The following is a 14,498-nucleotide window of genomic DNA, read 5'->3' as shown; positions in this document are numbered from 1 at the left end:
TTGTGCTCGTCGCGGAACTCGGCGACCTCGCCGGCCGTCTGGATGCCCGAGAGGCCAGCACCGCCGATGACCACCTGCGCCGGGTCGTTCGTCGAGGCCTCGCGGGCGGCCTGCTGAACGGTGTCGTGAATCTCCAGAGCGTCGTCGAGGCTCTTCAGCGTCAGCGCGTGCTCTTCGAGCCCGTCGATGCCGAAGAAGGCCGTCTGCGAGCCCAGCCCGACCAGCAGATAATCGTACGCGACGGACTCGGAGTCGGCGAGGTCCACCTCCCGCGCGTCGGTGTCGATTTCGACGACCTCGTCCTGCACGAACGAGGTCGAAGGCTGTTTGATTTCGTGAACGGGAATCGCGATGTTCTCCTGAACGCTGGGGTCCCGAATACACCGATGGGACTCGTGCAAGACCAGATGATAGTCCGTCTGGGAAATCCAGGTGATATCGACGTCGGCCTCGCCGTCGAGTTCGTCCTCCAGGCTCTTGACTGTCCCCGCACCCGCATACCCCGCACCGAGTACGACCACGTTCTCCGTCATACCGGTGACTCCGGAACCGTCCGATACAAACCCTTTGGAATCCCGCAGAAGGGGAGATGCCACGGCGTCACCGGGGCAGCCCCGCGGCCGTGGGAGAACAATCTAGGAGACCGTCGACTAGTGTTCCGGCTCGCCGGCCGGTGCGCGCATGTCGTCGATAGCGAGGATGAGCTTGTTGTTGGTGTCGTCCTTGCCTTCGAGCGTCCCGATAATCTGGAGCTTCGACAGCGGTGTCGGACCGACGGTCACCGAGTCGCCCTCGTGGAACTGGGACATCGTGCCCTGGAGCTGTATCTCGGCGCGACACTCCTCGGGGTGGTGGACGCTTGTCAGGTCGATCTCCTCGACGTTCGAGTGTTCGACGAGCTCGCCGTTGTGGCGCAGGGGAACCTCCGCGGCCTGTTCCATGTCCTGAATCTGGAGCGCGTCGTAGGCGTTGGCGGTGGGCTTGTACCCACCTTTGGGGCCGGGGACCCCCTCGACCAACTGCAGGGCCTTGAGGCTCTGCATCTGGTTGCGAATCGTACCGGGGTTCCGGTCGACCTTCTCGGCGATGTCCTCGCCTTTGACCGCGCTCTCGCTCTCCCGATAGAGATTTACCAGTTCCTGTAGAATGTTCTTCTGACTGGGTGTCAGTTCGATAGATGACATAATCTGTTGTTCGGTATAGCCGTCCTTAAATGCGACGGTAAAACGTCCGGAACTGGCTCAGAATCGCCGAAAACGTTAGTACTTTATTGGTACCCTGACCTGACACAGATATGGAAGATAAGCGCGTTTTGGTGACCGGCGGTGGGGGATTCATCGGGGCGAACCTCGCGAACAAACTGACCGAGAACAACGACGTCGTCGCCCTCGACGACGGCTACCTCGGCACGTCGGAGAACGTATCAGATGACGTAGAGTACGTCGAGCAGAGCGTCCTGGACGACGACCTGCCGACCGACGTGGACGTGGTGTTTCACCTCGCGGCGCTTTCCTCGTACGCGATGCACGAGGACAACCCGACCCACGGCGCTCGCGTGAACGTCGAGGGGTTCGTCAACACGGTCGAGCAGGCCAGAGACGACGGTTGCGACACCGTCGTCTACGCCTCGACCTCCTCCATCTACGGCAGTCGGACCGAGCCCTCGCCGGAAGACATGGACGTGACGGTCAACACCGGCTACGAGGCCTCGAAGATGGCCCGAGAGACGTACGCCAAGTACTTCCAGAACCACTACGACCTCACGCTGGCCGGCATGCGCTTTTTCTCGGTGTATCAGGGCTACGGCGGCGCGGAGGAACACAAGGGCGAGTACGCCAACGTCATCGCTCAGTTCGCCGACGACCTGGCGAGCGGCGACGCGCCGAAACTGTACGGCGACGGCGAGCAGACCCGCGATTTCACCCACGTGGACGACATCGTCCGCGGGCTCGTCCTCGCCGCCGAGGACGAACTGAACGGCGTGTACAACCTCGGCACCGGCGAAGCCTACGACTTCAACACCGTCGTCGAGATGCTGAACGACGAACTGGGGACGGACATCGAACCGGAGTACGTCGAGAACCCGATTCCCGAGGACGTGTACGTCCACGACACCTGCGCCGACTTCTCGAAGATGCGCGAGGCGACGGGCTGGGAACCGCAGATTAGTTTCCAGGAGGGCATCGAACTGGTCTGTGCGCCGTACACGTAGGGCCCCAACGCTGGGTCTTTATCCGTCGCCCGTGGAGGCGACGGTATGCAACGACAGGTTCGCGTCCTCGGCGTCCCGATGGACCTCGGGGCCGACCGGCGCGGGGTCGACATGGGGCCGTCGGCGATACGGTACGGCGGCCTCGCCGAGCAGCTGGCGAGCACAGGTATCGACTGCGTGGACGGCGGCGACATCGCCGTCCCGCGGCCGGAGGAGCGCGACCCCGACGCCGGCGGCCTGGAACGCGGTCGCGCGAAGTTCTTCAGGGAGACGAAGGAAGTCTGTGAGGACGTGACGACGGCGGTCGACGCGACGCTCCGGGAGGGCCGCGTCCCGCTCGTCCTGGGCGGCGACCACTCTATCGCCATCGGGACCATCGCCGGCGCGGCCCGCGACGACGAGGACATGGGCGTCATCTGGTTCGACGCCCACGGCGACTTCAACACGCCGGCGACGACGCCCAGCGGGAACATCCACGGGATGTCGCTGGCGGCCGTCCTCGGCCGCGGCGTGTTCGCCGACCACGAGTGGGCCCACACCCCGGCAGTGAGCGAGGAGAACGTCGTCATCGTCGGCCTGCGGGACGTGGACGACGGGGAACGCCAGCTGATAGCGGACAGCGACGTCACGGCGTACACGATGTCCGACATCGACGCCCGGAGCGCGCCCGAAGTCGTCGACGAGGCACTGGAAATCGCGACGGATGGCACGGACGGCATCCACGTCTCGCTGGACCTGGACTGGCTCGACCCGACCGAAGCGCCCGGCGTCGGGACGCCGGTCCGGGGCGGCGTCTCCTACCGCGAGGCCCACATCGCGATGGAGTACGTCGCCGAACACCACGACCAGCTGCGCTCGATGGAGATGGTCGAGGTGAACCCGATTCTCGACGAACACAACCGCACCGCCGAACTGGGCTGTGAGCTCGTCGCGAGCGCGTTCGGCAAGCGCGTACTGTAGCTATCCGAACCCCTCGTACTGCATCTCGGAGTCGGGCACCCCGACGCTACGGGCGGCCCGGACCAGCGTCGACACCATCGCGCTGATGCCACACGCGTACAGTTCGACGTTCGACGGGTCGATGCGGGCCTCGACGCCGGACTGTGGGGCCCGGTCCCGCACGGCGTCGAACCGTGCCGGCAGGTCCGCGCCCGCCAGCGCGTCCCGCGCCACGTGGCTGACGAACACCGACTGGACGTAGTCGGTCGCGCCCTCCCACTCGGTCAACAGCGGTTCGCGCGTGAGCGTCGGGACGAAGTGGAAGTGGTCGTACTGCGCGTCAAGCCGCCGGAAGTGCGTCCGGTGGGGCAGGTCGTCCTCCCAGCCACAGCCGAGGAACAGCCAGATGTCGCGGGGGTCGCCGTCGACCACGTCTCGCCCCTGTTCGAGCGTGTAGTCGATCATGCTCTTGAACGGCGCGACGCCGGTCCCGGTCGCCAGGAAGACCATGTCCCGGCTCGACGGCGGGTCCAGTACCATGTCGCCGTTCGGCCCGCGAACGACGACTGCCTCGCCCACGTCGACGTGTTCGAACAGCTCGCCGGTCAGTTTCCCGCCGGGAACCAGCCGGATGCAAAACTCCAGTTCGTCCTCGCTGGGCGAGTTCGCGAGCGAGTACGCCCGCGGCGTGTCGTGGAGCCTAAGCGTGACGTACTGTCCGGGCGCGAAATCCAGGTCCACGTCGGGCTTGACGCGCAGTCGCAGCAGTGCGGGATAGGGGCGGTCGAAGCGCTCGGCCAGCGTCTCGATGCGCGCGAGCCGTCGTTCGGACGCCCCCGCGTCACGGACGCGGTCGAGCAGCGCCGGCCACCGGACCGTCGACCCGTTCCGGGCGTCGGCCACCCACGACCGGTCGCCGACGGATGCGACCTGGTCGCGGACCGCCGCCAGCACCTCGTTGTTACGGTTGCGGTCCATCGGTTCGACGAGCGTCACCCGCGCGTCCTCGGTGACCAGCGGCAACTGCGCCGCCAGGTCGTGCTGTGAGAGGTGTCGGGGCAAGTCCATGGACGCGCTACGCCGCCGACACGGGTATGTCTATGCCAGGAACGTGACAGGAGAGTGGAAAGACGGCCGACCGTTACTCGTCGGTAGCCGCTGGCACGACCGTCACACTCGCCACGCGGTCGTCGTCGTCGAGTTCCATAATCGTCACGCCCTTGGTGTTCCGGCCGACCTGTGAGACGTCACCGGCGCGGATACGCATAATCTGGCCCGTTTCGGACATGATGACCAGGTGGTCCTCGTCGGTGACGGCCTTGGCCGTCGAGACGCGGCCGTTGCGGTCGTCGGTCTTGATGTCGATGAGGCCCTTGCCGTAGCGGGACTGGGTCCGGTACTCGTCGAGTTTGGTGCGTTTCCCGAAGCCGTGTTCCGTGACGGTCAACAGCGACCGCGGGTCGTCGTCGTCGGTGGCGACCATCCCCGCGACCCTGTCGTCGCCCTGCAGTTTGATGCCGTTGACGCCGCGGGCGGACCGGCCCATCTCGCTCACCTCGCCCTCGTCGAAGCGGATGGTCATTCCCGCCTCGGTGGCGATGACGAGGTCGCCGGTCCCGTCGGTGACTTCCACGTCGACGAGTTCGTCGCCGTCCTCCAGTTTCGCGGCGCGGATGCCTGTCGAGAGGATGTTCTCGAACTCCGTACAGCAGGTCCGCTTGACGTAGCCGTTGCGGGTCACCATCGTGATGCACTCGTCGTCCTCGAACTCGTCGGTCGAGACGACGGCGGTCAGTTCCTCGCCGTCGTCCAGGTCGATGAGGTTGACGGCGGACTTGCCGCGAGCAGTCCGGGACATCTCCGGAATCTCGTAGGTCTTGAGCCGGTAGACCTGCCCCTGATTGGTGAAACAGAGCAGGTAGTCGTGGCTGTTGGCGCGGAACACCTTCGAGACGCGGTCGCCCTCCTTGGGGTCGGCCCCGATGATGCCCTTGCCGCCGCGGTTCTGCGGGTCGAAGTTCGCGACCGGCATTCGCTTGATGTAGTCGTCCTCGGTGATGACGACGACGCAGTCTTCCTCGGGGATGAGGTCCTCGTGGGTGACCTGGCCCTCGTCCTCGATGATGCTGGTCCGGCGGTCGTCGTCGTACTCGTCTTTGACCGCGCGGAGTTCGTCGGCGATGACGCCGTCGAGCTTCGCGCGGCTGTCGAGGACGGATTCGAGGTAGTCGATGGTGTCCTGGACCTCCTCGTACTCGTCTTCGATTTCGGCGGCCTCCATCGATGTGAGCGAGCCGAGTTGCATCCGGACGATGTGGGCGGCCTGCTCCTCGGAGAACTCGAACGAGTCCTGCAGGCCGGCCCGGGCGGCGTCGCGGTCCTCGCTGTCGCGGATGAGTTCGACCACGTCCTCGACATTGTTCAGGGCCTTCAGCCGACCTTCGAGGATGTGGGCGCGCTCCTCTGCCTCGGCGAGGTCGTACTCGGAGCGCCGACGGACGACCTCGCGGCGGTGGTCGACGTAGTGCTGGAGGCTCTCCTTCAGCGAGAGGACCTGGGGCTGCCCGTCGACCAGCGCGAGGTTGATGACGCCGAACGTGGATTCGAGGTGGTGGTCGAGCAGGCGGTTCTCGACCACGTCGACGTTCGCGCCGCGCTTGAGTTCGACGACGATGCGGACGCCGTTGCGGTCGGACTCGTCGCGCAGGTCCGAGATGCCCTCGATTTTCCCCTCGTTCACGTCGTCGGCGATGCGCTCGACGACGCGGGCCTTGTTCTCCTGGTAGGGGAGTTCGGTGATGACGATACGGCCCGCCTCGGGGTCGACCTCGTACTCCGCGCGGACGCGGAGGCGGCCGCGGCCGGTCGCGTACGCCGAGTAGATGGCGTCGCGGCCGACGATGTTGCCGCCGGTCGGGAAGTCCGGTCCCTTGACGTGGTCCATCAGGTCCTCGACGGTGCAGTCGGGGTTCTGAAGCAGGTGGACCGTCGCGTCGACCAGTTCGCCGAGGTTGTGCGGCGGGATGTTGGTCGACATCCCGACGGCGATGCCAGACGAGCCGTTGAGCAGGAGGTTCGGGACCTTCGCCGGCAGCACGTCCGGTTCCTGCAGGCGGTCGTCGTAGTTGCCCGAGAAGTCGACGGTGTCTTTCTCGATGTCTTCGAGCAGTTCCTCGGCGAGAGGGGCCATCCGGGCCTCCGTGTACCGCATCGCCGCGGCCGGGTCGCCGTCCATCGAACCGAAGTTCCCCTGTCCGTCGACGAGCGGGTAGCGCATCGAGAAGTCCTGTGCCATCCGGACGAGCGTGTCGTAGATGGCCGAGTCGCCGTGTGGGTGGTAGTCACCCATCGTGTCCCCGACAATCGAGGAGGACTTCCGGTGGGCGGAGTTCGAGGAGACGCCCATCTCGTGCATCGCGTAGAGGATGCGCCGGTGGACGGGCTTGAGGCCGTCGCGGACGTCCGGGAGCGCCCGCCCCGCGATGACCGACATCGCGTAGTCGATGTAGGACTGCTCCATCTCGTCCTCGATGCGGACGTGTTTTATCTGCTCTGCCGGGGCGTTCGCGTCGTTGGCGTCGGAGCTCATATGTCGACCCACTCCGCTTCAGGCGAGTGCTCCTTGATGAACTCCTTGCGCGGTTCGACGGCGTCGCCCATCAGGACGTTGAACATCTTGTCGGCGGCCGCGGCGTCCTCGATGGTTATCTGCTTGAGAATCCGGTTGTCGGGGTTCATCGTCGTCTCCCAGAGCTGTTCGGGGTTCATCTCTCCCAGCCCCTTGAACCGCTGGACCTGGGTGGGGTTGCCGTTGCACTTCTCCTCGATAATCTGGTCGCGCTCCGCGTCCGTCATCGCGTCGTAGGTGTCCCCGCGGTAGCGAATCCGGTACAGCGGCGGCTGGGAGGCGTAGACGTAGCCGGCCTCCAGCAGCGGCTTCATGTGCCGGTAGAACAGCGTCAACAGGAGCGTCCGGATGTGTGCCCCGTCCACGTCGGCGTCGGTCATCAGGATGATTTTCTCGTAGCGGAGGTCGTCGATGTCGAACTCGTCGCCGATGCCGGTCCCGAGGGCGGTGATGAGGTTCCGTATCTCGTTGTTCTCCAGAATCCGGTCCAGCCGGTGTTTCTCCACGTTCAGAATCTTCCCCTTGATGGGGAGGATGGCCTGGAACTCCGGGTTCCGGCCCTGCTTGGCGCTGCCGCCCGCGGAGTCGCCCTCGGCGATGAACAGTTCGGCCTCCTCGGGGTCGCGGGTCTGGCAGTCGGCCAGTTTCCCGGGCAACGCCGTCGAGTCGAGCGCCGACTTCCGGCGGGTGAGCTCCTCGGCCTTCTGTGCGGCCTTCCGTGCCTTCGCGGCCTCGACGGCCTTGCCGACGATGGCCTCGGCCGTGTCGGGGTTCTCCTCGAAGAAGGTCGCCAGGCCGTCGTGCATCGCCGATTCGACGATGCCGCGGACCTCGCTGTTGCCGAGTTTCGTCTTGGTCTGCCCTTCGAACTGTGGGTCGGGATGCTTGACAGAGATGACAGCCGTCAGTCCCTCGCGGATGTCGTCGCCTTTGAGCGTATCGTCTAAGTCTTTCAGCAGATTGTTGTCCGTCGCGTAGTCGTTGACCACGCGTGTCAGCGATGTCTTGAACCCCGTGAGGTGTGTCCCGCCCTCGCGTGTGTTGATGTTGTTGGCGAAGGCGTGAATCGAACCCTGGAGGTCGTCGGTCCCCTGCATGGCGATTTCGACCTGGACCGTTCCCTCCGCGATTTCCTCCTCGTCCTCGAAGTAGATGATGTCGCGGTGGAGCGGGTCCTTGGTCTCGTTCAGGTACTCGACGAACTCGCGGATGCCGCCGTCGTAGGCGAACGTCTCCGATTCGCCGTCGCGCTCGTCGGCGATGGTGATGGCGACGCCGGAGTTGAGGAACGCCAGTTCGCGCAGACGGGAGGCGAGCGTCGAGAAGGTGAACTCGTCGGTCTCGAAGATGTCGTCGTCGGGCCAGAACCGGACGGTCGTCCCGGTCTCCTCGTCGGAGTCGAGGTCACGAACTCGCTTGAGGTCGTACTCCGGTTTGCCGTGGTCGAAACGCTGTTTCCAGACCGCGCCGTCGCGCCGGACCTCGACTTCGAGCCACTTCGAGAGGGCGTTGACCACGCTGACGCCCACCCCGTGGAGGCCGCCGGAGACCTGGTAGGACTTGTTGTCGAACTTCCCGCCCGCGTGGAGAATCGTCATCACGACCTCGACGGCCGGGCGGCCGTGTTCTTCGTGGGTGTCGACGGGGATGCCCCGCCCGTCGTCGGTGACAGAGACCGAGCCGTCGTCGTGTATCGTTACGTCGATGTTGTCACAGTAGCCGGCCAGCGCCTCGTCGATGGCGTTGTCGACCACCTCGTAGACGAGATGGTGCAGGCCGCGCGCGTCCGTCGACCCGATATACATCGCGGGTCGCTTCTGGACGGCTTCCAGCCCTTCGAGGGTCTGGATCGACTTTGCGCCGTACTCATCAGACTCTCCTGACATAGGAACTTACCCGTCCTAATAGAGGGGAACGTATAAAGCTCCCGCACGCGCGCGAGACCCCGGTTTCGGGGGACGGCGTTTACTTTCACTCCGGTGGCGATTACCTTATAACCCCGACGCGGGTACGTACCGCACGACAATGACCTCGTATCAGTCGCGGCTCGGCGAGGGCAAGGGAATCGCCGAGGAGCTGGCCGAATCCCAGCGGGCCATCTCCATCGCCGAGTTCTTCGAGAAGAACAAACACATGCTGGGCTTCGACTCGGAGGCCCGGGCGCTCGTCACGGCCGTCAAGGAGGCCGTCGACAACGCGCTCGACGCCTGCGAGGAGGCCGGTATTCTCCCCGATATCTACGTCGAGATTCAGGAGGCCGGCGACTACTACCGGCTGGTCGTCGAGGACAACGGCCCCGGCATCACGAAAGAGCAGGCCCCGAAAATATTCGGCAAGCTCCTCTACGGCTCACGCTTTCACGCCCGCGAGCAGAACCGCGGCCAGCAGGGTATCGGTATCTCCGCGGCGGTCCTCTACTCGCAGCTGACCTCCGGCAAGCCCGCGAAGATAACCTCGCGGCCGAAGGGACAAGACGAGGCCCAGTACTTCGAACTCATCGTCGACACGGACACCAACGAGCCCGAAATCAGCGTCGACGAGACGACGACGTGGGAGCGCCCCCACGGGACCCGCATCGAACTGGAGATGGAGGCCAACATGCGCGCCCGGTCGACGCTGCGGGACTACATCCAGGACACCGCCGTCGTCAACCCCCACGCCCGCATCGAGTTCGACGAGCCCGGACTGGAGGAGTCCCTGAAGTTCGAGCGCGCGGAGGGCGCGGACCTCCCCGACGAAACCGAGGAGATTCGACCCCATCCCCACGGCGTCGAACTCGGGACCCTGCTGAAGATGCTCGAAGCCACCGACTCCTACTCCGTGTCGGGGTTCATGCAGGAGGAGTTCACCCGCGTCGGCGGCAAGACCGCCGACAGCGTCATCGCGAACTTCAACGACCGTCACTACGGTCGCGGCATGGCCTGGCAGCCGCCGAAGGTCGGCGAGGACGCAGACGTCGAGGCCGCCGTGGAGGCCGCCGTGGCGAACAAGGGCGCGGAGACGACCGCGACCTTCGCCGCCGCCGTTTCTGACGCGATTCACGACCGCGACCGGGTCGCGTACCACGAGGTCGAGGCCATCGTCGACGAGGCCGCTGACGAGGCCGAGGCCAACGGCGACACGACGTTCGGCGCGACGGTCCGAGAGAACGCCGTCGAGGCCGCGTGGGGCGCAGTCACGAGCGACCTGTCCAGCGACCTGTACGCGCTGGTCGACGAGGCGACGACGGTCCGGAAGGACGACGCCGCAATCGAGGGCCTCGCGACGCGCCTCGCCGACAAGTTCGCCGACGAGGGCCGCCACCGGCTGACCCGCGACGAACTCCGGGGGTACGTCGACCGTGCGGCCGACATGACCGAGGAGCAGGACGACGCCACCTTCGGCGAGACGGCCCGCGAGAACGTGCTGGACGAGCTCTGGACCGCGGCCGTGAGCATCCCGGAGGACCCGCCGAAGGTCGCCGACATCGCCGCCGACCGCGACACCGCGAGCGAACTGCTGTCGGCGATGCGCGAGACGGACATCATCGCGCCGCCGACGGACTGTCTCTCGCCCATCAGCGCCGAACTGGTCGAGGAGGGGCTCCGCAAGGAGTTCGACGCGGACTTCTACGCCGCCTCGACGCGGGACGCGGCGGTCCACGGCGGCGACCCGTTCATCGTCGAGGCCGGCATCGCCTACGGCGGCGAACTGGAGGCCGAGGGCAGCGTCGACGTGATGCGCTTTGCCAACCGCGTGCCGCTCGTCTACCAGCGCGGGGCCTGTGCGACGACGGACGTGGTGAAGTCAATTCGCTGGCGCAACTACAACCTCGACCAGCCCGGCGGCTCGGGCATCCCTAACGGGCCGGCGGTCGTCATGGTCCACGTCGCCTCGACGAACGTGCCGTTCACCAGCGAGTCCAAGGACGCCATCGCCAACGTCCCCGAGATGGAAGACGAGATAGAACTCGCCATCCGGGAGGCCGCCCGCGAACTCAAGAGCTACCTGAACAAGCGCCAGTCGATGCAACAGCGCCGCGAGAAACAGGACAAGCTGGCGACTATCCTGCCCGAGATGGCCGAGAAGCTCACCGAAGTGACCGGCAACGACGACCTGCACATCGACGACTCGCTGGCGCGCATCATGAACAACGTGCTCGTCGAGCGCGAGGTCGAGGACGGCACCGTCCGCGTGACCGTCGAGAACAACGACGACACGAACGCGGACATCGACCTGACCGACATCGTCACCGCCGAGCCACAGGACACCAACGGCGCGACCGTCGTCGAGATGGACGGCGAGTGGTTCGTCAAGTGGTCGCCGACGGTGGCGGCCGGCGAGACCGCCGTCCTGGAGTACAGCGTGCGCGACGAGGCCGAGTTCACCGTCTCGGTCGACGGCGTCGAAGAGGAGAAACTCACGGTGAACGCCTGACATGAGCACCGACTCAGACACCACACCCGACACCGAGGAAGCGCGCGAGCAACTCATCGACCTCGCGGCGGACTTCTACGACCAGTTCGCCGACGGCGAGGTGCCGACGATGACCATCCCGACCCGGACCAAGTCCAACATCGTCTTCGACGAGGACGAGCAGGTCTGGGTGTACGGCGACCGCAACTCCACCCGGTCGGCCAAGACGATTTCCGGGGCCGAGAAGATTCTGAAAGCCGTCTACACCATCGACTTCCTCTCCCAGCAACTGGAGGAGGACCGCTCCTCGACCCTGCGTGAACTGTACTACCTCTCGGAGTCCTGGGACCTCGACGAGGCCCAGTTCAACACGCAGGACGAGTCGAACAACCTCATCGAGGACCTCGAAATCGTCTCCGACGTCAAACGCGAGGACTTCCACATGCGCCCGGAGGAGTCCGGGGCGAAGGTGATGGGACCGCTGCTCCTCCGCGAGCAGACCAACCGCGGCGACCGCGAGATTCACTGCCAGGACGACGTCGGGCAGGGCGGCTACCAGATTCCGAACAACCCCGACACCATCGAGTTCCTCGACAACGACGCGGCGTTCGTCCTCTGCGTGGAGACCGGCGGCATGCGCGACCGACTCGTCGAGAACGGTTTCGACGACGAGTACGACGCGCTTGTCGTCCACCTCGGCGGCCAGCCGGCGCGGGCGACCCGGCGGCTCATCAAGCGGCTCCACGACGAACTCGACCTCCCGGTCACGGTGTTCACTGACGGTGACCCGTGGTCGTACCGCATCTTCGGGTCGGTCTCCTACGGCTCCATCAAGAGCGCGCACCTCTCGGAGTACCTGGCGACCCCCGAGGCCCAGTTCATCGGTATCCGCCCGGAGGACATCGTCGAGTACGAACTACCGACGGACCCGCTGTCGGACTCCGACGTCAATGCCCTGGAGAGCGAACTGGAGGACCCGCGCTTCCAGTCGGAGTTCTGGACCGAGCAGATAGAGCTCCAGCTCGACATCAACAAGAAGGCAGAACAGCAGGCGCTGGCCTCTCGCGGGCTCGACTTCGTGACGGACACGTATCTGCCCGAGCGGCTGACCGAGATGGGTATCCTGTAAGCGCGGCGTCGACGGGACGGGTTCCCGGTTATTCTAGCGCGTACACCGTGTTTTCGGCAGCGACGTACGCCCGCGACCCGTCAGCGGACAGGTCGGTCAGGTCGCGCTCGGCGTCGAACGTCCACCGTTCCGTCCCCGCCGTCGCATCGACCGCGAATTTGAATCGGTTCCGTGGGTCGCCGTCCGTCCACGAGTCCACGTACAGGGTATCGGAGACGACCGCCGCCGGCATCAGTCCCTCGACGTTCACGTCCGGCTCCCACGACCAGTCAAGTTCGCCGGTACTACTGTCGTGACCGCGAACCACGTCGCCGCCCGTATAGAGTGTCCCATTCTGAACCGGGGCCTGTTGGACGTACCCGGACTGGTCCGCTCGCCACCGTTGCTCGCCGGTCGTCGGGTCGAGCGCGGCGACGTGTGGGCCGCCGACGTAGAGCATCCCGTCGTGGAGGGTCGTCGATGTCACGAACCCGTCGTCGTGGGTCCAGCGGGTCGCACCGGTGTCGGCCGCGACGCCGATGAGCGTGCCGTGAGTCTCGTCCACGTCGGCGGCATAACAGAGCGTGTCGTCGGTGGCGACCATCGTCTGGGAGTAGTAGTCCGAGACGTCACTAGTCCACCGTTGCTCACCGGTCTCAGCGTCGTACGCGTAGAACCGACCGTACGACGCCACGTATATCGCCCCGTTGCGCACCGCTCCCTCGTACTGGTCCCCGATTTCCCCGGACCATTGCACCGACCCGTCAGAGACGGTGAGCGCGTAGAGCGTTCGCCCCTGCTTCGACGGGGCGTCGGTGTTCGTCCCGATGTACACCATGTCCTCGGTCGCGCCGAGCAACTCCAGCCACCACTCTTCAGGCGCGAACGTCCACTGTTTCGCGCCGGTTTCGGCGTCGAGCGCGACGACGCTGTGGTCCTCGTACAGCCCCTCTTTCCCGCGTACGACGAAGACGGTGTTCCCGACGCGTCTCGGCTGCGAACTGATGGGGTCGCTCGCGTCGTACGACCACTGCTGGCTCCCGTCAGCAGTTGCGAGTGTTGCGACCGTTCCCGACTCGGTGCCGACGTACAGATGGCTCCCCGTACTGATTGGCGGGGCAGTGATTGCTGAACCGAGTGAATGCCGCCAGGCGACGACCGGTTCCGTTTCCCCGCTCTTCGTGTGGGTGGCCGTCTCGACCTTTGATTCCGGCGTCGCCTCAGTTCCAATCGGTGTAGTCTCTATGGCCCCGTCCGAACCGAGACAGCCAGCGGTTGCCAGTCCGAGGGTCGCGACACAGCCGCGAAGGTAGCGCCGACGGGAGGAGGGCATTGCCAGTCCATCTCCTGTCTCTCGGTAAGTGTTTTCTGTCGAGTGGAAAACGAGAACGGTCGCACTGAGTAGGGGGAAGTACGGCGTTGTCAGGCTGGTTCGCCAGTCAGTTCTCGTCCAGCACGACCGGCACGCCGCGCTTTGCCACGTCCTCGGCGAACGCGCCCGAGTCGGCTTCCAGCGACGTGAACGTGTTGTAGTGCATCGGGAGCACGAGGTCCGGGTCCATCGCCTCGGCGAGGTCGGCGGCCTCGTGGCGGTTCATCGTGTAGCTCTGGGCGATGGAGGGGACGAACAGCGAGACGTCGAGTTCCGCGTGGCCCTCCAGCACGTCGGTGTCTCCGGTCCAGAACACGCGGGTGTCGTCGACGGCGACGAGGAAGCCACAGCCGATGCCCTTCGGGTGGATGGGCGTGCCGTCGTCCTTGAGGTTCCGGCCGTCCTCGTGGTTGTACGCCGGGACGGTCCAGATTGGCACGCCGTCGACCAGGATGTCGGCCTCCGTCGATACCTCGCGCACCTCGTAGTCGAGGTCGGCGAGACGGTCGAGGTCGCGGTCGGAGGCGTGGACGTTGATGCCATCGCAGGCGACGACGGTGGCGTCGTCGCTGGCGACCCGGCGGATGCCGTCGGGGTCGTAGTGGTGGACGTGAGTAACACAGACGATGTCGCCGTCCTTCGGGGCGTAGTCGCGCGTCGGCGGGTGGCCGACGCCGGGCGTGTCAGGCTCCCACTCGCCGGTGAGGACGCCGTAGCGGCCGGGGTCGAAGTAGACCACTGTGTCTTCGCCTTCGAGTCGGAGGGTCGCGTAGCCGAGCCACTCGGCGGTGATGCCGTCGTGTCGGATCGTCATGGAGGATCGTACACGGAGGTGGCCATTACG

Annotated in this window: 11 protein-coding genes; 4 read left to right on the top strand and 7 right to left on the bottom strand. The window is 65.6% G+C overall.

The window, feature by feature from the left end:
- Together VI123_RS11890 and VI123_RS11885 are read right to left on the bottom strand one after the other, a co-directional pair.
- Positions 1-533, bottom strand: a 533-nt coding sequence (locus VI123_RS11890) for an NAD(P)/FAD-dependent oxidoreductase (protein ID WP_336338258.1), incomplete at its 3' end; no start/stop codon positions are given.
- 117 nt (positions 534-650) lie between these two features.
- Positions 651-1,184 carry an Rrf2 family transcriptional regulator gene (locus VI123_RS11885; RefSeq protein ID WP_336338257.1) on the bottom strand — a complete coding sequence of 178 codons (534 nt, stop codon included), beginning with the start codon at positions 1,182-1,184 and terminating at the stop codon, positions 651-653.
- A gap of 110 nt (positions 1,185-1,294) precedes the next feature.
- On the opposite strand from VI123_RS11885, the gene VI123_RS11880 reads away from it, so the two are divergent.
- Together VI123_RS11880 and rocF are read left to right on the top strand one after the other, a co-directional pair.
- Entirely contained in the window at positions 1,295-2,212 is a 918-nt protein-coding gene (locus tag VI123_RS11880) for an NAD-dependent epimerase/dehydratase family protein (protein WP_336338256.1), read from the top strand.
- A gap of 45 nt (positions 2,213-2,257) precedes the next feature.
- A complete protein-coding gene (gene rocF, locus VI123_RS11875; RefSeq protein ID WP_336338255.1) occupies positions 2,258-3,172 on the top strand; it encodes an arginase in 915 nt (304 codons plus the stop codon).
- Here rocF and VI123_RS11870 read toward each other — a convergent pair whose 3' ends face one another.
- The 3 genes from VI123_RS11870 to gyrB all read right to left on the bottom strand — a co-directional run bounded on the left by VI123_RS11870 (position 3,173) and on the right by gyrB (position 8,665).
- The gene (locus tag VI123_RS11870) at positions 3,173-4,219 is read right to left on the bottom strand and encodes an FAD-binding oxidoreductase (protein WP_336338254.1); all 1,047 of its coding nucleotides are present in this window, start codon (positions 4,217-4,219) and stop codon (positions 3,173-3,175) included. It abuts the gene before it with no gap.
- 73 nt (positions 4,220-4,292) lie between these two features.
- On the bottom strand, positions 4,293-6,740 hold the full coding sequence (gene gyrA, locus VI123_RS11865) for a DNA gyrase subunit A (RefSeq protein WP_336338253.1): 2,448 nt from the start codon (positions 6,738-6,740) through the stop codon (positions 4,293-4,295).
- Entirely contained in the window at positions 6,737-8,665 is a 1,929-nt protein-coding gene (gyrB, locus tag VI123_RS11860) for a DNA topoisomerase (ATP-hydrolyzing) subunit B (RefSeq protein ID WP_336338252.1), read from the bottom strand. The genes gyrA and gyrB overlap by 4 nt, the downstream gene beginning before the upstream one ends.
- A gap of 139 nt (positions 8,666-8,804) precedes the next feature.
- Between gyrB and VI123_RS11855 the strand changes: the two genes are divergently transcribed.
- Positions 8,805-11,195, top strand: coding sequence for a DNA topoisomerase VI subunit B (locus VI123_RS11855; RefSeq protein ID WP_336338251.1), 2,391 nt, complete (start codon positions 8,805-8,807; stop codon positions 11,193-11,195).
- 1 nt (position 11,196) lies between these two features.
- On the top strand, positions 11,197-12,303 hold the full coding sequence (locus VI123_RS11850) for a DNA topoisomerase IV subunit A (protein WP_336338250.1): 1,107 nt from the start codon (positions 11,197-11,199) through the stop codon (positions 12,301-12,303).
- Positions 12,304-12,331: 28 nt separating this feature from the next.
- On the opposite strand, the gene VI123_RS11845 is transcribed toward VI123_RS11850, so the two are convergent.
- Both VI123_RS11845 and VI123_RS11840 read right to left on the bottom strand, forming a co-directional pair.
- On the bottom strand, positions 12,332-13,615 hold the full coding sequence (locus VI123_RS11845) for an outer membrane protein assembly factor BamB family protein (RefSeq protein ID WP_336338249.1): 1,284 nt from the start codon (positions 13,613-13,615) through the stop codon (positions 12,332-12,334).
- 106 nt (positions 13,616-13,721) lie between these two features.
- Entirely contained in the window at positions 13,722-14,468 is a 747-nt protein-coding gene (locus VI123_RS11840; protein WP_336338248.1) for an MBL fold metallo-hydrolase, read from the bottom strand.
- Positions 14,469-14,498: the final 30 nt, after the last annotated feature.

Origin of the sequence: Haloarcula sp. DT43 (genome assembly GCF_037078405.1) — an archaeon.
Classification (GTDB): domain Archaea; phylum Halobacteriota; class Halobacteria; order Halobacteriales; family Haloarculaceae; genus Haloarcula; species Haloarcula brevis.
The sequence above is the reverse complement of the archived record's forward strand: the minus strand, read 5'-3'. Positions and strand labels throughout refer to the sequence as shown.